The 18,314-nt window shown below is 58.7% G+C and carries 17 protein-coding genes; 7 read left to right on the top strand and 10 right to left on the bottom strand.

The window, feature by feature from the left end:
* The first annotated feature begins 80 nt into the window (after nucleotides 1–80).
* The 5 genes from G6041_RS03175 (at nucleotide 81) to cmoB (ending at nucleotide 3,677) form a co-directional block, all read left to right on the top strand.
* Nucleotides 81–647 carry a hydrolase gene (locus G6041_RS03175; protein WP_004386303.1) on the top strand — a complete coding sequence of 189 codons (567 nt, stop codon included), beginning with the start codon at nucleotides 81–83 and terminating at the stop codon, nucleotides 645–647.
* Complete coding sequence (locus G6041_RS03170; RefSeq protein WP_012124457.1) at nucleotides 644–1,462, top strand: DUF72 domain-containing protein; 819 nt, start codon at nucleotides 644–646, stop codon at nucleotides 1,460–1,462. Before G6041_RS03175 ends, G6041_RS03170 begins: the two co-directional genes overlap by 4 nt.
* A gap of 67 nt (nucleotides 1,463–1,529) precedes the next feature.
* On the top strand, nucleotides 1,530–1,925 hold the full coding sequence (locus G6041_RS03165) for an MAPEG family protein (protein WP_004386301.1): 396 nt from the start codon (nucleotides 1,530–1,532) through the stop codon (nucleotides 1,923–1,925).
* A gap of 40 nt (nucleotides 1,926–1,965) precedes the next feature.
* On the top strand, nucleotides 1,966–2,709 hold the full coding sequence (cmoA, locus tag G6041_RS03160) for a carboxy-S-adenosyl-L-methionine synthase CmoA (RefSeq protein ID WP_012124456.1): 744 nt from the start codon (nucleotides 1,966–1,968) through the stop codon (nucleotides 2,707–2,709).
* On the top strand, nucleotides 2,706–3,677 hold the full coding sequence (gene cmoB, locus G6041_RS03155) for a tRNA 5-methoxyuridine(34)/uridine 5-oxyacetic acid(34) synthase CmoB (RefSeq protein WP_012124455.1): 972 nt from the start codon (nucleotides 2,706–2,708) through the stop codon (nucleotides 3,675–3,677). Before cmoA ends, cmoB begins: the two co-directional genes overlap by 4 nt.
* A 36-nt stretch (nucleotides 3,678–3,713) precedes the next feature.
* Here the strand turns inward: cmoB and lysM are convergent, their stop codons facing one another.
* From lysM to cutC, 4 genes are all read right to left on the bottom strand, one after another.
* The gene (gene lysM / locus G6041_RS03150; protein WP_004386298.1) at nucleotides 3,714–4,160 is read right to left on the bottom strand and encodes a peptidoglycan-binding protein LysM; all 447 of its coding nucleotides are present in this window, start codon (nucleotides 4,158–4,160) and stop codon (nucleotides 3,714–3,716) included.
* A 139-nt stretch (nucleotides 4,161–4,299) separates the two neighbouring features.
* Complete coding sequence (locus G6041_RS03145) at nucleotides 4,300–5,949, bottom strand: hypothetical protein (protein WP_012124454.1); 1,650 nt, start codon at nucleotides 5,947–5,949, stop codon at nucleotides 4,300–4,302.
* Nucleotides 5,949–7,649, bottom strand: coding sequence for an Hsp70 family protein (locus G6041_RS03140; protein ID WP_041460472.1), 1,701 nt, complete (start codon nucleotides 7,647–7,649; stop codon nucleotides 5,949–5,951). Before G6041_RS03140 ends, G6041_RS03145 begins: the two co-directional genes overlap by 1 nt.
* 199 nt (nucleotides 7,650–7,848) lie before the next feature.
* A complete protein-coding gene (cutC, locus tag G6041_RS03135) occupies nucleotides 7,849–8,589 on the bottom strand; it encodes a copper homeostasis protein CutC (protein WP_054628558.1) in 741 nt (246 codons plus the stop codon).
* An 85-nt stretch (nucleotides 8,590–8,674) separates the two neighbouring features.
* On the opposite strand from cutC, the gene G6041_RS03130 reads away from it, so the two are divergent.
* Nucleotides 8,675–9,826: a MalY/PatB family protein gene (locus tag G6041_RS03130; RefSeq protein ID WP_054628559.1), complete on the top strand. Its 1,152-nt coding sequence runs from the start codon at nucleotides 8,675–8,677 to the stop codon at nucleotides 9,824–9,826.
* Here the strand turns inward: G6041_RS03130 and G6041_RS03125 are convergent.
* The 3 genes from G6041_RS03125 to G6041_RS03115 all read right to left on the bottom strand — a co-directional run bounded on the left by G6041_RS03125 (nucleotide 9,816) and on the right by G6041_RS03115 (nucleotide 12,241).
* Nucleotides 9,816–10,982, bottom strand: coding sequence for a zinc-dependent alcohol dehydrogenase (locus G6041_RS03125; RefSeq protein ID WP_012124450.1), 1,167 nt, complete (start codon nucleotides 10,980–10,982; stop codon nucleotides 9,816–9,818). The two genes, G6041_RS03130 and G6041_RS03125, sit on opposite strands and share 11 nt — an antisense overlap.
* Nucleotides 10,983–10,985: 3 nt before the next feature.
* On the bottom strand, nucleotides 10,986–11,528 hold the full coding sequence (locus G6041_RS03120; RefSeq protein ID WP_004387404.1) for an SRPBCC family protein: 543 nt from the start codon (nucleotides 11,526–11,528) through the stop codon (nucleotides 10,986–10,988).
* A 149-nt stretch (nucleotides 11,529–11,677) separates the two neighbouring features.
* A complete protein-coding gene (locus tag G6041_RS03115) occupies nucleotides 11,678–12,241 on the bottom strand; it encodes a VOC family protein (protein ID WP_012124449.1) in 564 nt (187 codons plus the stop codon).
* A gap of 185 nt (nucleotides 12,242–12,426) precedes the next feature.
* Between G6041_RS03115 and argS the strand changes: the two genes are divergently transcribed.
* Nucleotides 12,427–14,160: an arginine--tRNA ligase gene (gene argS, locus G6041_RS03110; protein WP_004387403.1), complete on the top strand. Its 1,734-nt coding sequence runs from the start codon at nucleotides 12,427–12,429 to the stop codon at nucleotides 14,158–14,160.
* 66 nt (nucleotides 14,161–14,226) lie between these two features.
* Here argS and G6041_RS03105 read toward each other — a convergent pair whose 3' ends face one another.
* The 3 genes from G6041_RS03105 to G6041_RS03095 form a co-directional block, all read right to left on the bottom strand.
* The gene (locus G6041_RS03105) at nucleotides 14,227–14,853 is read right to left on the bottom strand and encodes a helix-turn-helix domain-containing protein (RefSeq protein WP_007868721.1); all 627 of its coding nucleotides are present in this window, start codon (nucleotides 14,851–14,853) and stop codon (nucleotides 14,227–14,229) included.
* 602 nt (nucleotides 14,854–15,455) lie between these two features.
* Nucleotides 15,456–16,595, bottom strand: a complete 1,140-nt coding sequence (bglB, locus tag G6041_RS03100; protein ID WP_012124448.1) for a beta-galactosidase BglB — start codon at nucleotides 16,593–16,595, stop codon at nucleotides 15,456–15,458.
* Nucleotides 16,595–18,181 (bottom strand): MFS transporter, encoded by a 1,587-nt coding sequence (locus G6041_RS03095; RefSeq protein WP_041460471.1) that lies wholly within the window; start codon nucleotides 18,179–18,181, stop codon nucleotides 16,595–16,597. Before G6041_RS03095 ends, bglB begins: the two co-directional genes overlap by 1 nt.
* Between the last annotated feature and the right edge of the window lie 133 nt (nucleotides 18,182–18,314).

Genomic DNA, 18,314 nt, shown 5'->3' with positions numbered 1-18,314 from the left:
ATTTAACAAAAATAGACAACCGTCCGGCTCACGACGCCAGTAAGGTACTCATCCAAAACCAACAATCAAGGGGAGTCTCTATGTTAACGCTTAATCCCGCGACGACCGCGCTGGTGGTCATTGATTTACAGGAAGGGATCCTGCCCTTTGCCGGCGGCCCGCACAGCGCCGACGACGTTGTGGCCCGCGCCGCAAGGCTTGCGGAGAAATGCCGCGCGGTCGGCGCGCCGGTCGTCATGGTGCGTGTCGGCTGGTCGAAAGATTTCAGTGAAGCGTTGAAGCAGCCCGTCGACGCGCCGATTGCCGGGCATACGTTGCCGGACGAGTGGTGGCACTATCCGGTGGCGCTTGGCAAACGCGACACCGACATCGAAGTGACCAAACGCCAGTGGGGCGCCTTCTACGGCACCGATCTGGAGCTACAATTACGTCGTCGCGGCATCACGACGATTATTCTGTGCGGCATCTCCACCAACATCGGCGTGGAATCCACCGCGCGCAACGCCTGGGAGATGGGCTTTGAGTTGGTGGTCGCCGAAGACGCCTGCTCCGCCGCCGACGCCGACCAGCACAACGGCAGCATGACGCATATTTTCCCGCGCCTCGGACGGGTGCGTTCCACTGAGGAGATCCTCGCAGCCCTATGATTTATCTTGGTCTGCCGCAATGGTCGCACCCGAAATGGGTGCGGCTTGGCATTACATCGCTTGAGGATTACGCCCGCCACTTTAACTGTGTCGAAGGCAACACCACGCTGTACGCGCTGCCGAAAGCGGAGATCGTCGAGCGTTGGTACGCGCAGACCCACGATGATTTCCGCTTCTGTTTTAAATTCCCGGCCACCATTTCGCATAACGCCGCGCTGCGCCACTGCGACGATTTAACCGCCGAGTTTTTCGCGCGCATGGCGCCGCTGGAAGGCCGTATCGGCCAGTACTGGCTGCAGCTGCCCGCCGCGTTCGGCCCGCGCGATCTGCCTGCGTTATGGGCGTTTCTCGACGCTCTGCCGGGTAACTTTACGTATGGCGTTGAAGTGCGCCACCCCGATTTCTTCGCCAAAGGCGAGGCGGAGCTTTCGCTCAACCGCGGGCTTATCGCGCGCGGCGTTAACCGCGTGATGCTCGACAGCCGTCCGGTACATGCCGCCCTTCCGCACAGCCCGGCGGTCATCGACGCGCAGCGGAAAAAACCCAAAGTGCCGGTGCATGCGCTCGTCACGGCGCAGCATCCAATGGTGCGGTTTATCGGCAGCGACGATATGGCGCAAAACGCAGAATTTTTCGCGGTCTGGCTTGCCAAACTCGCGCAGTGGCAGCAGACCACGACGCCTTACCTCTTTCTTCACACGCCGGATATCGAGCATGCGCCGGAGCTGGTACACACGCTCTGGCCCGCGCTTCGCGAGGCGCTGCCGACGCTTGGCGACGAACCCGCCATCCCGCATCAGGACACCCTCTTTTAGGGCAGCGACAACCGGGCCGCGCCACGCTATCATAAAGGCGCCATTAACAGCGTTAAACGGAGTTTCTATGGTAAGCGCGCTTTATGCGGTTCTGGGTGCGTTGTTGTTGATGAAGTTCTCTTTCGATGTGGTTCGTCTGCGCATGCAGTACCGCGTCGCCTATGGCGATGGCGGTTTCAGCGAGCTGCAAAGCGCTATCCGCATTCACGGCAACGCGGTGGAGTATCTGCCCATCGGCCTGTTACTGCTGCTGTTTATGGAGATGAACGGCGCGCAGAACTGGATGCTGCATGTCTGCGGCCTGTTGCTGCTGGTTGGTCGTCTGATGCATTACTACGGCTATCATCATCGCCTGTTGCGCTGGCGGCGTAGCGGCATGAGCGCGACCTATATCGCCCTGCTGATGATGGTGCTGGCCAACATCTGGTATATGCCCTGGGAGTTGGTTTTCTCGTTTCATTAGCGCAAAATACGCCCCTTTCGTTTTCCCCAGGATTTACGCTATGTCAAATCGCGACACGCTGTTCTCCGCGCCCATCGCCCGTCTGGGCGACTGGACTTTCGATGAGCGGGTGGCTGAAGTCTTCCCTGATATGATCCAGCGTTCCGTACCGGGCTACTCCAATATCATCTCTATGATTGGCATGCTGGCGGAGCGCTTTGTCCAGCCCGCAAGCCAGGTTTACGACCTCGGCTGTTCGCTCGGCGCCGCCACGCTCTCGGTGCGCCGCAACGTGCATCACGACGGCTGCAAAATCATCGCGGTGGATAATTCGCCCGCCATGGTGGAGCGCTGCCGCCGCCATATTGACGCCTTCAAAGCGCAAACGCCGGTCGAGGTGATTGAGGACGATATCCGCAATATCACCATTGAGAACGCCTCTATGGTGGTGCTGAACTTCACGCTCCAGTTCCTGAACCCGGACGATCGCCAGCTGCTGCTCAATAAAATCTTTCAGGGCCTGAATCCTGGCGGCGCGCTGGTGCTGTCGGAGAAATTCAGCTTTGAAGACAGCGTGGTGGGCGAACTGCTGTTCAATATGCATCACGATTTCAAACGCGCGAACGGCTACAGCGAGCTGGAGATCAGCCAGAAGCGCAGCATGCTGGAAAACGTCATGCTTACCGATTCCGTGGAAACCCACAAAGCGCGCCTGCGTAAGGCCGGGTTTGAACACAGCGAGCTGTGGTTCCAGTGCTTTAACTTCGGCTCGCTGGTGGCGGTGAAAGGCGGGAGCGCGACATGATCGATTTCGGCAAATTTTATCAGCAGATCGCCTGCGGGCCGCTTGCGCACTGGCTGGAAACGCTGCCCGCTCAGGTCGCCGCCTGGCAGCGTGACGCCCTGCACGGCCAGTTTAAACAGTGGAAGAATTCCCTCGATAATCTGCCTGCGCTGGTGCCGGATCAGCTTGATCTGCTGCACAGCGTCAGCGCGCAGAGCGCCGAGCCGCTCAGCGATGGCCAGCGCAAGCGCATCGAACAGCTGCTGCGCACGCTGATGCCGTGGCGTAAAGGGCCGTTCTCGCTCTACGGTATCGACATCGACACCGAGTGGCGCTCCGATCTCAAATGGGACCGCGTGCTGCCGCATATCACGCCGCTTGCCGGGCGCACCATTCTGGATGTCGGCTGCGGCAGCGGTTATCACCTGTGGCGTATGGTCGGCGCGGGCGCGCAGCTCGCGGTCGGCATCGACCCGACGCAGCTTTTCCTGTGCCAGTTTGAGGCGGTGCGTAAGCTTTTAGGCGGTGACAATCGCGCCCATGTGCTGCCGCTTGGCATTGAGCAGATGCCCGCGCTGAACGCGTTCGACACCGTCTTTTCGATGGGCGTGCTTTACCACCGCCGCTCACCGCTGGATCACCTCTGGCAGCTTAAAGATCAGCTGGTGAAAGACGGCGAACTGGTGCTGGAAACGCTGGTGGTGGAAGGCGATGAAAACACCGTGCTGGTGCCGGGCGAGCGCTACGCGCAGATGCGCAACGTCTACTTTATTCCCTCCGCGGCCGCGCTGAAAAACTGGCTGGAGAAGTGCGGTTTTGTGGATGTGAAAATCGCCGATTTCTCGGTCACGACGGTGGAAGAGCAGCGCCGCACCGCCTGGATGGAAACGGAGTCGCTGGCGGATTTCCTCGATCCCCATGACGCCACCAAAACCCGCGAAGGCTACCCCGCCCCGCTGCGCGCCGTGCTGGTTGCACGCAAACCCTGATGTTTTCTCCCGCACCTGACGTGCGGGAGACGTTTTTTACTTCGGAATACGCAACACCTGGCCCGGATAGATTTTTTCCGGGCTGGTCAGCATTGGTTTATTGGCTTCAAAGATTTTAGGGTATTGATTCGCGTCGCCATAAACTTCTTTCGAGATAGCGCTGAGGGTGTCGCCTTTTTTCACCGTGTAGAACTGGCTTTCCGGTGCCGGGGTCGCCACCGCGACGTTGTCATCGACATGCCCGATGCCCGCGATATTGCCGACAGCCACCAGGATTTTCTCTTTCGCTTCCTGGCTTAAGCCCTGCCCGGTCACGGTCGCTTTGCCGTCATCCACCTGCACCTGTACTTTATCGGCGTCCGGGATACCGGTTTTCTTGAGGTGTTCCTGCACTTTGGCGTTCTGTGCCGCCGCGTCGTTATGGCCGGAAACGCTGTCCCAGATTTTCTCGCCCGCTTCTTTTACAAAATTCAGTAAGCCCATAGTTCCTCCTCAACATAAACAATTACCTGAGAAGTCTGGCAAATAAATCGCAAAATAAGCCAGGCGGCAGCGCGCCGGTTGCCTGAAAAGCGAACAGCCCGGCGAGGCCGGGCTATCGCAGCGCAGGTCGTTTTGAGTGTCACGCTTGCAACAACGCGCGCACGCCGGTGACGATGGCGAAAAACAGCAGCGCCAGCAGGACAAACTTCAGGCGTCCGCCGCGCAGAGGCGCACGTTTCTGGCGAAACCGCCGCAGCGCGCCGGGATAACGCCAGAGATCGGTCCAGGCCAGCAGCAGCGTCACGACCACGAAAATCCACATCGCCAGCCTGCCGCAGACCAGCGCGATCACGACGCTCACGACGCAAAACGGGATCACATGCGCGAACAGCCGCCAGCGTTTGCGCCGCGGGGAGTAGATAAACCGCGGCAGCAACCGCTCGCTCAGCGCTGCGTCTCTGTCCGAGAAGGGCCGGGCCAGTCCCCGCCATAAAACCAGCGGGAAAATACCCACCACCATCGCCACCACGGGCGCCACCAGCACACGGAGCACCACGCCCAACGGAGTGATAGTGCCGTCATACACTGCGGGCAGCATCCAGCCAAACGTCGCCATCATCATGCCGACCAGCCAGAGACTACGCATCATCGGTCCGTGCGCTTCATTAAGTTTGTGGTACGTCTGTTGCCACGCGTGGATATCCGCGCCCGCAAAGCGCGGGATGAGCGCCGGATGGCCAATTTCCAGCTGGTCGGTCAGCCTGCCGCAGGCCTGCCAGTCTTCATCGGTGTAGTCGAGCCCGGCCAGCATACGAGCGTCTTCATCCTGCACGCGCAATACCATCTGCGCCGCCCGGTGCGCCGGGCTGTCCTCTGCCGCGTCGCGCTTTGCCGTAAGCTCAACAAAAAGCGCTTCTTCTTCGTCGCGGGCGATAACCTGCGCCCACAAGTCCGGCAGATCCGGGCGCTCGCCGCGCGTTTCATCCCAGTGAAACAGCCTGCAAAGTGCGGCAAAGCGCTCTGGCGACCACTCAGGCTGCGCGTCCAGCAGCGACAGCGCAAGGCGCTGTAACTGGCGCTGTCCGTCATAGCTTTGCAGCCACGGGGAATTCGCCAGCGCGCGCAGGCAGGCCAGATAGCGGGCATCGTTCCCCTCTTCCAGCGCCGCCCGCATCTCTTCGGCGTAAGGGGTGAGCAGCACATGGCGTAACCGGTTCTGCTGCGATTCGTCAGTCGCCACGCGCTGGCCCGGCGTCAGCCACTCAAAGCGCGCCTGCGCCTGTGCGACGAAGGCGTATTCGTCAGGCGCGAGATGCCACAGACAGCGCGTCAGTACCGCCTCTTCAAACTCGCGCGACTCCCCCATCGCGCGCGCCTCCAGCCAGCGGACGTTGAGATTTTCCTCGTTTAACCCGTCGAGCAACGCCGTCGTGCGTGGCGGCGTGTACAACGGTGCGGGAGGTGCTGGCGCGCTTTCCGCTGGCACAGGTTCGGGCTCGTTTACAGGCTGCGCCTGTAGCGGGTCATCAATTTGTCTGTACGCGTCTGGCGCGACTGCCGCCATGTCGGTGTCGTCATCGTGCTCATCGTCATCGCCGAATGCGTCGTCATCGCCGTCCGCCACGCCGCGACGCGCCTGTTCCAGCGCCGTTTCGTAGGCATCTCGCAGTTGCTGAAAGCCTTGCGGATCGTCATCCGGGCGACACCCTTTCAGAAGCCTGGCGTAGGCACGTTTGATGGCGCGCTCGTCCGCGCCGGGCTCAAGCCCGAGGATCTCCAGTGCGCGCATCAGAAAAGCCACATCCCGGCTTCGATTGCGTCCGCCTGCTGCGTTATTTCCTGACGGGATTTATCGATGCGCGCGTCGTCCTGGCTCTCCAGCGCCTGCTGGAAGCGTGCCCCGAGATAGCTAATCTCCTCGCGCATCTCGCCAGTAGTCTCCTGATACAGTCGGTCGAGACGCGCCATCAGATGCGTGTTGGGCTGGCGTTCGCGCGGGTGAATTTTCAGCGCGCTCAGTTGCGCCAGCCGTTCGGCAATCTCTTGTGGCGTTAGCATGCCAGGGTTGTTTTCAATAATGAGCTGATGGCGCTCGCCGGTGAGCGGTACCGTGACTTCGGCTTCCAGAATACCGTTGATGTCATAGGTGAACCGCACATCCAGCGACACCTCGCCCGCCGGTCTCGGCGGCACCGGTACGCGCATTTTGCCAAGCGCAATGTTGTCTTTCACCAGACGGCTTTCGCCCTGGTAAAGCGTAAACTCTACCATCGTCTGATTATCGGCAAGCGTACAGACTGTTTTTACCCGGCTCACCGGCACCACCACGTTGCGCTCAATCACCGGCAGATAGTGACCGTCGTCAAGATGGCGGCCAAAGGCTTTGACGGTTTCAATGCCAAGCGTATAAGGGCAGACATCCGTCAGCACCACTTCTTCCAGCGCCGCGTCGCGTTTTTTCAGCGCCGCCTGCACGGCCGCACCAAGCGCGACCGCCTCGTCAGGATTTATCGACACCGACGGGAAGCGGCCAAACAGCCCGGCGGCCAGGCGGCGTACCAGAGGCATACGGCTCGCACCGCCGACCAGCAGGATCTCGTCGAGATCCGCAACGCGAATGCGGGCATCGCGCAGCGCGCGCTCAATGGGCAGGCGCAGGCGGGTAAGGAGCGGCGCGAAAATATCGTTCAGCTCGCCCTGATGAAAGTCCTGGCTCCAGGTCTGGTCTTCAGCACGCAGCGTAAAAGTGGCGACAGGATGATCGCCAAGCGCATGGCGCACCCGCTCGGCCTCGCGACGCAGGGCATGCGTGTGCGCCGCCGGGTCGGGCAGGCCGCCTGCCACCATCTGGCGCGCCACGAAGGCGTCAATCAGCGCCTGATCGAAATCTTCGCCGCCGAGAAAGTTATCGCCGGCGCTGGCGCGTACTTCCATCACGCCTTCGAACAGCTCCAGCACCGAAACGTCAAACGTGCCGCCGCCGAGATCGAACACCAGAAAGGTGCCCTCTTCTGCGCCGCGATGCAGGCCGTAAGCCAGCGCCGCCGCGGTCGGTTCATTAATCAGTTTTTCAACGTGAAGCCCGGCCAGTTCGCCCGCGACACGCGTGGCTTTACGCTGGGCATCGCTGAAATACGCCGGCACGCTTATCACCGCTTCGGTGACCGTCTCGCCGCAGGCGCGCTCGATATCTTCTTTCAGGCTTTTTAAAACCAGCGCCGAGAGTTCTTCAGCGCGGAACAGTTTGCCCCCGAGCCGGACGGTCCAGGCGGTGCCCATATGCCGTTTGAAAAGTGCGGTGGTGAGATGCGGATGCGTGTGCAGACGCTCGCGGGCGGCTTTGCCGACCAGCACGCGCCCTTCGTCATCAAGGCCGACGACGCTCGGCGTGAGACATTCGCCCAGCGCGTTAGCGATAAGCCGCGGATTGCCCTCCTGCCAGACGGCAGCGAGGCTATTGGTGGTACCGAGATCGATGCCGACGATCATCCTGCTCTCCCTTTACAGGTCTGCGAAAGACGCTGACGATGCGTGGCATCTTCTCTGAGCGGCCCGGTAAAGACAAGACAGTGACCAGATTTGGTAGGAGCGCGTGGGCATAAAAAAAGCCCCGGCAAAAGACCGGGGCCTGGTACGAGCAAGCATCATATTGGGCGACATGATGCGCGGTAAAAACTGAGGGCAAAAATCATTGCACTGACGAAAGCGCCGCCTTCATGGCGGCTACCGCGTCGCCATCCACCTGGTAACGGGAGTATTCGTCAACGCTTGCGTCCGATGACATCGAGACGCCGGTATTGCGATAACGCATGGGAGAGGCTACATGGATGCCCGCCGAGCTGTGTAGCTCGTCTATCCCCTGCGCCAGAAACAGGTTGAGGTTACTGAGCCGTACCCCTGCACCGGCCATAATGATTGGAGCACGGGATTTCTGTTTTAGTTCCGTAATTAATGAAATTCCTTTTGCCGCGCTCGCCTGCTGGCCCGAAGTGAGGATGCGCGCCACGCCGAGATCGGTTAATTCTTCCAGCGCTTTCAATGGGCTGGCGCACATGTCGAAGGCGCGATGAAATGTCACCGCCATGCCGTCGGCGGCGCGCATTATTTTATGCATTCGGGCCAGATCCACCCCGCCGTCCTCATTCAGCACACCGGTCACAAGCCCCGGAAAGCCCAGTTCACGGATAAACGCGATATCGTCCAGCATTGCCGCAAACTCGCTCTCGTTGTAGCAAAAATCGCCGCCGCGAGGACGCACGATAGGATGAACGGGGATCGTTATCTGCGCACGCACACCTTTGAGCACGCCCGCTGACGGCGTCAGGCCGCCCTCGTTAACCGCCGAACACAGCTCAATGCGGTCCGCGCCCGCCGCCTGTGCGGTCACTGCGCAGGCCTGGCTGTAACAGCAGATTTCCAGTAACGCCATGGGTAACTCCCTGTAAATGAAAGTAGTGGTCAGCTGTGGGCAAACGTCTTAGTCTGAAAACCCCTTAGCCGCAGGACAACGTATCATGGCATTCAATTTCGACGAAGAGATCAACCGCCGTCACAGCGACAGCATTAAATGGAACGCCCATGACGAATCGGTATTGCCGATGTGGGTGGCCGACACCGATTTTCGCTCGCCCGCCTGTATTACGGATGCGCTGACAGCGCGCGTCCAGCACGGCGTGTTTGGCTACGGCGCGCATCCGCAGGGGCTGGCTGAAGCCTTTATTGAATGGTGCCAGCGTCGCTACCAGTGGCGCGTTGAACCGGAGTGGCTGGTCTTTTTGCCAGGGATTGTGGCGGGGCTGAATCTCTCGGTGCGCGCGTTTACCTCGCCGGAAGAAACCACGCTTGCGCCGACGCCCATCTACCCGCCGTTTCGCAAATCCGCCGCCCTTGCCGGACGCGCGCAACTTAACGCGCCGTTGCAGCCGCGCGGCGAACGACTGGTGCTGGATCTGGAAAGCCTGCGCCCGCAGCTTACCGGGCGCGAAAAGCTCCTGATGCTCTGTAACCCGCAAAATCCTGGCGGCACCGCGTATCGACGCGACGAGCTGGAGGCGCAGCTCGCGTTTGCGCAGGAGCATGACCTTATCGTCTGTTCTGATGAAATCCACTGCGATCTGATCCTCACGCCCGGCGTGCAGCATATCCCGTTCGCCTCGCTTAGCGAGGACGCCGCGCGGCGCTCCATCACGCTCATGTCACCGTCGAAAACGTTTAATATCGCCGGGCTTGGCGCGTCGGTGGCGGTGATCCCGGATGCCGCGCTGCGCCAGCGTTTTTGCGCCGCGCGTGAAGGCATTGTGCCGCATGTGGACGTACTGGCGCTGACGGCCGCCGAAGCGGCATGGCGCGGCGGTGAGCCGTGGCTTACTGAGCAAATTGCGTATCTGCGCCGCAACCGCGACCGGCTATACGCCGCCATTAGCGGGCTGCCGGGGCTTGGGATGGTAGTGCCGGAGGCGACGTATCTGGCGTGGGTGGATGCGTCCGGGCTTGGCGTTGAGAACCCGACGCGCTTCTTTAAGCGCCAGGGGCTCGGCTTCTCCCCCGGCGCGGATTTCGGCGCGCCGCAACACGTGCGGATTAATTTCGGCTGTACCGCCGCCACGCTGGAGACGGCCATTGCGCGTCTGACACAGGCGGTCAGTGCGGCGAACGTCAGGGCTTAAACACCGCCCGCACGCAGCCGTCCTCTTTATTTTTAAACATTTCATAGCCACGCGGCGCGTCTTCCAGCGAGAAGCGGTGCGTGGCGAGGAAATCGGTGCGCAGTTCGCCGCGCGAGGCGTGATCCAGCAGGCGTTTCATGTAAGTCTGGCCGTGCTGCTGGGCGGTGCGGATGGTTAAGCCTTTATTCATCGCCACGCCGAGCGGGAATTTATCCATCATGCCGTAAACGCCGAGAATGGCGAGCGTGCCGCCTTTACGGCAGGCGCGGATCGCCTGACGCAGCGCGGCACCAATATCAGTGTGCATCTTGAGCGCCTGTTTGGTGCGGTCATAGGCATATTCCAGCCCTTCGCCGTGCGCCTCCATCCCGACCGCGTCAATGCAGCTGTCCGGGCCGCGACCGCCGGTTATCTCAAGCAACGCTTCGTAAATATCCACGTTCGTGTAATCCAGCGGAATAGCACCCACGATGTCGCGCGCCATCGCCAGCCGCTCCGGGAAACGGTCAATGGCAATGACTCTTTCAGCGCCCAGCAGGAACGCGCTCTGGGCCGCCATCAGCCCGACACCGCCGCAGCCCCATACCGCCACCGTGTCGCCGGGGTGAATATTGCAAAAATCCGCGCCCATATAGCCTGTCGGCGCGGCGTCCGAGAGAAACAGCGCCTGCTCGTCAGAGACATTTTCCGGCACGATAAAGCAGTCGTTATCGGCGAACGGCACACGCACATATTCGGCGTGCGACCCGGCATAGCCGCCGAACGCATGGCTGTAGGCGTAAATTCCTGCCGTCGGGTAGCCGAGGATTTTTTCCTGCAGATGCGCGTTCGGGTTGGTGTTATCGCAACACGAAGTCAGGCCGTGGTTGCAGTACCAGCAGGAGCCGCACGAGATAAACGACGGCACCACGACGCGGTCGCCGCGGCGGATGTTTTTGACCTCCGGGCCCACTTCCACCACTTCGCCCATAAATTCATGGCCGAGGATATCGCCCTCTTCCATGCTCGGAATAAGTCCGTCGATGACGTGTAAATCGGAGCCGCAGGTCGTGGTCAGGCCTACTTTAAGGATGACATCATGCGGATTGACGATTGTCGGATCGCCCACGGTCTCGACGCGCAGATCGTTGACGCCGTTCCAGCAGAGTGCTCGCATCGGTTATTCCTCCACCTTGTCCATACCGTCGTGACGGCCCGCCGGTTGCGGTTTATTGGTCGCGATTTCGCCCGTCTCGGCGAGGCTTTTAAAACGCCGCAGCGCCTGGCTTAGCATCGCCTCCGGCACCAGATCGATTTTTTTCGACAGCCACTCGCCAAAAAAGCCGCCGGGAGGATCGAAGTGCAGCGAAAGCGTCACTTCCGTGCCGCGCTCCTCCGAAATATGACGAAACGTCAGCCTGCCGGCGTTAGGCACCGTGGCCTTTTTCTCAGACGCCCAGCTGATGTAGTGGCCGCGCTCTTCATCGGTGATATAGGCATCCCACTCAACGGTTTTGCCAAGCGGCATTCGCACGGCCCAGTGGGACGCGGTGTTGCTGAGAATGGTAATGTGGGCGAAATGTCCCATGATGCGTGGCAGGGTGGACGGCGCGCGCCATAAATCAAACAGCTCCTCGGCGGAGCGATGGATAAGCAGGGAGCGGCGCAGCCCCGGCTCATCGCGGTTAATCCAGAGATCGGTACGTTTTACGGTTTGTTGCATGAGTCTCTCCCATCGGGTCGAAAACAGGCGTCGGGTCTCTCCTTACTCTTTTCATGCGGGGGCGTGCGGGAAATGGTCCCCTGAATACTATAGACAAAAAAAGGGGCCAGACTTTGCGCCAGTCTGGCCCCGTGTGTGACAGCGAACCGTTACTGCTGCTCGCTTGCGACGATCTCTTCGATGGAATACGGATGGAATTTGATGGTGACGATGCGGTCGGTGACGGCGAGCGTCGGGTTCGGCAGCCGCTCATGCTCACCTGCGGGTGAACTGGTTTTCACCGAAATATCCGGTGCCATCAGCCCTTCGTCGCCCAGCAGCGCCAGCGCGCGCTGGTTGAGTGATTCCGGCGCGCCGGGCAGCACGATTTCAATATGTTCCCAGCCTTCATGCGGGTAGCGTTTTTCGCCAGGCCACGGCAGTTCGACAATCGTAAAGCGCCACGGCCCGACGCAGACCGGCTCATCAAGGCGAAAAAGGCAGATGGGGCGGCCATTAATGATGTTTTCGCTAAGCAGCGTGCCGCACTGCTCAAACCCTTTACGCCAGCGCTCGGCGGTCGCGTTCTGGTGGCAGCGCAGCGAAATATGATCGGCGTGCAGGCCGTTAATGTTGAGCGCGAGACGCCCGGCGAGCGTCTGTAACGCCGCTTCAAAGCGCGGCAGATCCGCGCGGATATCCTGGAGTTCTTCTGGTGTGTGCCAGTGGGTCATTGGCTTTTCCCGTACGGTGACAAAGGCGCTAATCTACCCTGTTTGACGCCCGCGCTCCAGCACGTACCGCCCTGCCCGCCGGTGCTGACGCCGCCGCCTAAATGCAGTATACTTTTGCCCTCTTTTTTCTTAAGACCGCACGCTGCCGCCTTCGACTGGCAGCGTTATTAACGTAAGGTATCCCGGTGAATATTCAGGCTCTTCTCTCAGAAAAAGTCAGTCAGGCGCTGATTGCCGCAGGTGCGCCTGCGGATTGCGAACCGCAGGTTCGTCAGTCAGCCAAAGCGCAGTTCGGCGACTATCAGGCTAACGGCGTGATGGCTATCGCGAAAAAACTGGGCATGCCGCCGCGACAATTCGCCGAGCAGGCACTGGCCCATCTGGATCTCACCGGGATCGCCGCGAAGACCGAAATCGCAGGCCCTGGCTTTATCAATATTTTCCTCGACCCGGCATTCCTTGCGAAAAACATCGAGGCGGCTGTCGCCTCCGATCGCGCGGGCGTGGAGAAAGTCAGCGCGCCGCAGACCATCGTGGTGGATTACTCCGCCCCAAACGTTGCTAAAGAGATGCACGTGGGCCACGTTCGCTCCACCATTATCGGCGATGCGTCCGTTCGTACCCTGGAGTTTCTCGGCCACAAAGTTATTCGCGCCAACCACGTCGGCGACTGGGGAACCCAGTTCGGTATGCTGATTGCTTATCTTGAGAAACAGCAGCAGGAAAACGCCGGCGAGATGGCGCTCTCGGATCTCGAAGGGTTCTATCGCGAAGCCAAAAAGCATTACGACGAAGATGAAGCGTTCGCCGAGCGCGCGCGCAGCTACGTGGTGAAACTGCAGGGCGGCGATGAATATTGCCGCGAGATGTGGCGCAAGCTCGTTGACATCACCATGACGCAGAATCAGATAACCTATCAGCGTCTTAATGTCACCCTGACGCGCGACGACGTGATGGGCGAGAGCCTTTACAACCCGATGCTGCCTGGCATTGTCGCCGATCTGAAAGCTAAAGGTCTGGCGGTGGAGAGCGAAGGCGCTACCGTGGTCTTCCTGGACGAGTTCAAAAATAAAGAAGGCGAGCCGATGGGCGTCATCATCCAGAAAAAGGATGGCGGCTACCTCTACACCACAACCGATATCGCCTGCGCGAAGTACCGCTACGAAACGCTGCATGCCGACCGCGTGCTCTACTACATCGACTCCCGCCAGCACCAGCATCTGATGCAGGCGTGGACCATCGTGCGTAAAGCGGGCTACGTGCCGGAATCCGTCCCGCTGGAACACCACATGTTCGGCATGATGCTTGGCAAAGATGGCAAACCGTTTAAAACCCGCGCGGGCGGCACCATTAAGCTGTCCGAACTGCTGGACGAAGCGCTGGATCGCGCACGTCGCCTGGTTGCCGGCAAAAACCCGGATATGCCGGCCGACGAGCTTGAGAAACTGGCGAATGCCGTCGGCATCGGCGCGGTGAAATATGCGGATCTCTCGAAGAGCCGCACCACCGATTACATTTTCGACTGGGATAACATGCTGGCCTTCGAAGGCAACACTGCGCCGTATATGCAGTACGCCTATACCCGCGTGCTGTCGGTGTTCCGCAAAGCGGGCGTTAAAGAGAGCGAACTGACGGCACCGGTGGTGATTCAGGACGACCGCGAAGCGCAGCTCGCCGCGCGCCTGTTGCAGTTCGAAGAGACGCTGGGCGTGGTGGCTCGTGACGGTACGCCGCACGTTATGTGCGCGTATCTCTACGATCTGGCGGGTCTGTTCTCCGGCTTCTACGAGCACTGCCCTATTCTCACCGCTGAAACCGACGCGCTGCGCCAGAGCCGCCTGAAGCTGGCGCTGCTGACCGCGAAAACGCTGAAGCTCGGTCTGGATACGCTTGGCATCGAAACCGTCGAACGTATGTAAACGCTGCGCTCAGGCATAAAAAAGGCCCGTCACTGACGGGCCTTTTTATTGGCATTCTCTGGCGGCTTAATATTTTTGCGGGAGCTTGCCGATGGTGATCAAGCGGCCACGCTGGATTTCGATATACCCGCCTTTGCGTAACTCCTGAATGACTTTCATCACGTAGCTTTTTGATAAATTGGTGGTACTGGTAATGTACTGGCTTGCGTTTATATTGATGCGCGACTCCAGCGGCATTTCGCCAAGCGTAATGAGTGATTTCCGCACCAGCATATACGAGTCGGCGGCGTAGAAATGGTAATTCTTCCAGAGCAGAACATGATAATAAAACGAGATAACATGGCTCAGTTCCTTCCAGAGTTTTTGCTCTTCAATAACAGCAAGAAAATCAGCACGGCTGATCCTTTTTACAAGACTGTCTTCTTTTATTATTAATCGAAAATGTTCAAACCGGGCATTATTAGATTGCAATGAAATACCAAAAATATTCGGTCGATTCGTTTCAAAGAAAATGAGATTATCCCAATCCCGCGTCAGAGCAAGGCTGCCTGACAACAGAATATTTACAGACTCTTCATTTTGCGCCAGGCATGAGCCGCGCGGATATTCTTTAATCGTACCGTGACAATGAAAGGCGTTAATCAGCGCATTAATCTGAGCGTCCGGCCGTGGGGGTAAAGGATAGTGGTTCATTTATATGATCCATCAGAATTAACGGCTTCGCAGATCGGTGATCCCTGCCGGCAGCACTCCGGAATTCAGGCAGATATGCGAATGCATTATCAATTGTGCAACCGCGTAGCCAGACGAAACCGTACCTTCATGTCTGATTAATACCTTAGAGACATTAAGGCGACAGAACGACATGTCGCGTAATGCATTTATAAAATACATCCGAAATAATACTCTTTGCGCATAGCAAAGAATCACGGCGTCATAGCAGCGACATTGCTGGATTTACCTGGTTATTGTTACTGTAAAAAATAAACCAACAATAATGGCAGTGCGGCTGGCATTTTAAAGACTGACAACAAAGAAACAAGATACAATGAATTACTTTTTTGGAGGAATTTAATATTGAAAATATAATATTAGCTGGATAAGCGCGGTATTAATATTATCAGAGCCATAACAAGAGGCATACTGTATAAATAAGCTAATACTAATAGCTTAAATGCTTTCCGGCTAATACGATAAGCGTGATGAGCGGGACGGTGCGGAATTAAACATTTTAAGCAGTGTAAGAACAATCAAATGTACGCCGCGTGACGGCATTTGGCACGCGGCGCATATCGTTACAGATAAGTGCGCAGGTATTCCGTCAGACACAGAATAGCCATTGCCTGACCATAAGGCATCGACGTAAGCGGGATCTGCCGGTAAAAGTCGAGATCGCTTCCCATGCCGGTGCCGAACGATACCTGCAACAGCTCGCCCTGCGGCGAAACGTTCGCCACTACGCCTTTGATAGCCTTCTCCGCCACCAGGCCGTACTCCTTGCCGATATAGCGCTTGCGCACCGCCTTCAGCAGGCCGCAGGCGAACCCGGCCGTGGCGGACGCTTCCAGGTAGGAACTGGGATCGTCAAGAAGGGTGTGCCACAAGCCGCTCTCATCCTGACACTCTGCCAGCGCCGCCGCCTGGCGCGCCAGCACCTGCGTCAGATAGCGGCGCACCGGATGCTGCTCCGGCCAGTCCATCAGCTCAAGAAAATCGGGGATAACAATCGTCACCCAGCTATTGCCGCGCGCCCAGCGAGCGTTCGCAAAATTATGGCAACCTTCGTAATTCCAGCCGTGGAACCACAGCCCGGTTTTCCGGTCCATCAGGTTCTGCATATGCAGCAGGAACTGATAGATCGCCTCATCAACGTACGCCTGACGCCCGAGCAGCTTGCCGATTTTAGCGAGCGGCAGAACCGTCATCATCAGCGTGTCGTCCCACATCTGCTGATGATTCTCTTCAGCGAGCGTGATGTGCTGCATCCCGCCCTGGTCGGTGCGCGGCATTTCATACATGGCCCATTCGGCCCAGGTTTCAAGCCAGGGTAACAGCGCGGGGTCGCGCGTCTCTTCATAGCGGTACGCCAGCGTCAGGAACGGGGCCATCGTGTTGACGTTTTTGGTGGTGGCGCCTTCGGCAAAGCGCGCCGCGAACCAGTCGTCAATCACCGCGCGCATCCGCTCATCACCGGTCTGGCGGTAATATTGATAAATGCCGTACAGCCCTACCCCGTGCGTCCACTCCCAGCCTGCCCAGCCTTTGGTATCAATCACGCGCCCGTCATCGAGGCGCAGGAGGAACTGCCCGGTTTCATCTTTAATGTTGATCAGGTTGTCGGTAATTTTGTGGATCATCGCCTTCAGTTCATCACGGGCAATGAAACGCTCCGGCTGACGCAGCAGCGGACTGTGTTTTACGGGCCAGACAATCATTAACTTAACCTCTGTGTCGTATCAAATTCGGGAGTGACCGTTTTCAGCGGGGGTGCCGCTGGCTTATTGCGGTTCAGATAGCCAATGTTGTTATTCCCCCACAGGCTTTCATAAGGCATGCCCGCCAGCATCTCGACCGTCGCGCGGTTCGCGGGGCTGATGCTCTCCGGCATCACACGGCCGCTGGCGCGCATCTTCGCGGTCTCTTCACGCAGAATGCTGTGGGTTTTCAGGTTGAGCTTAAAGCGCAGGGAAATCAGGAAACCGCAGGCCAGCACGGCTATCGTGCCGACGCTTAAAATGGTCAGAATGGTATGGCTCACCGCGGGTGCCTGGGTGCTCTGGCCGGAGACAAACCCGGACATCTGCATCACAATTCCCACCAGCATCACCGCGCCCGCCTGCGAGGCTTTACGGGTGAGCGTCATGATCCCCGCAAAAATGCCCTCGCGGCGCTGCCCGGTGACCACTTCATCGACATCGGCGATATAGGTGTAGGTATTCCACGGCACATAGTTAATGCCGCCGCGCCCGAGGCCCGCCAGTGCCGAGACCAACAACAGCAGCGAGTAAATATCGCTCATGTCGGTGTAATAGAGCAGCGCGTAAGAGAGCGAGCTCAGGCCAAACAGCACCACCACCATGCGGTAAGACGGCGCAGGCCCGAAGCGGATGCAAAGCGGGATCATCGCGATAACGGCGATAAACTGGAAAACCGCCATCGTGCCGAGCAGATTAGAGGCGACAGACGCTTCCTGCATCAGCACAAACACCACGTAGTAAGTAAACACCGCGTTGAAGACGTCCTGGGCGATATAGCCGCCGAGATACATGCCAAGATGCTGGCGGAAAATACGGATACGCAGCGTGGAGGAGAGTTCAACCACCAGACGGCGCAGGCTCTGGCCGAGCGTCAGGTGTTTCTTCTCTTCTTCGGCGCGCAGCGCGGCCTGTGACCATTCTTCGCGCGGGCGCTCCCAGGTGAAGATCCACACCAGCGTCAGCATAATCGCGCAGAGCACCGAGAAGACCAGGCTTGCATAGAAGAAGGAGACTGCATTGTCTTTACCGAAGTGCGTCAGCAGCACGCCCGGCAGGAACGACGCCAGAATGGCGGACATCTGGGCCATCGAAATACGCGCGCCGGAGAATTTGGTTTTCTGTTTGAAATCATCGGTCATTTCCGGCACCAGCGTCTCGTAAGGCACCAGAATCATGGTGTAGACGATATCAAACAGCAGGTAGGTGAGCAGGTAGTACCAGAATCCCATATCTCCCACCCACATCAGCGAGTAGCTAAAGACACAGGGAATGCCGAGCAGGATAAAGAATTTCCGGCGGCCAAACCGGCGGCCGAGCCAGGTGGTGCCGAAGTTGTCAGTAAGAAAGCCCATCAGCGGGCTGACCACCGCATCGGCGACCCTCGCCGCCGCGAAAATAAAGGTCGCCTCAATCGGGCTTAAGCCACAGAAGGTCGTGTAGAAATAGAGAAGCCACGCTGCCGTGAGGGCGGTCGTTCCTGCGCCGAGGAAGTCTCCTGACCCGTAGGCAAGGTAATTTGCCAGTCCTGGTTTACGCGTTTTCATCGCCGTCACCCTGTGTGTTTTTATGTGGAGTCCTGCGGCCAGGCGCAGAGCTATCAGGGCTAAAGTAAAAGTATGGCGGGTGGGAAACCTTTCCTTTTCTGCCACCTGAAACGCAATACTGGCAAAAATACAA

This window comes from Cronobacter sp. HA18003 (assembly GCF_011605905.1).
Taxonomy (GTDB): domain Bacteria; phylum Pseudomonadota; class Gammaproteobacteria; order Enterobacterales; family Enterobacteriaceae; genus Cronobacter; species Cronobacter sakazakii.
Note: the sequence above shows the minus strand (reverse complement) of the source record. Positions and strands in the feature narration are given on the sequence as shown.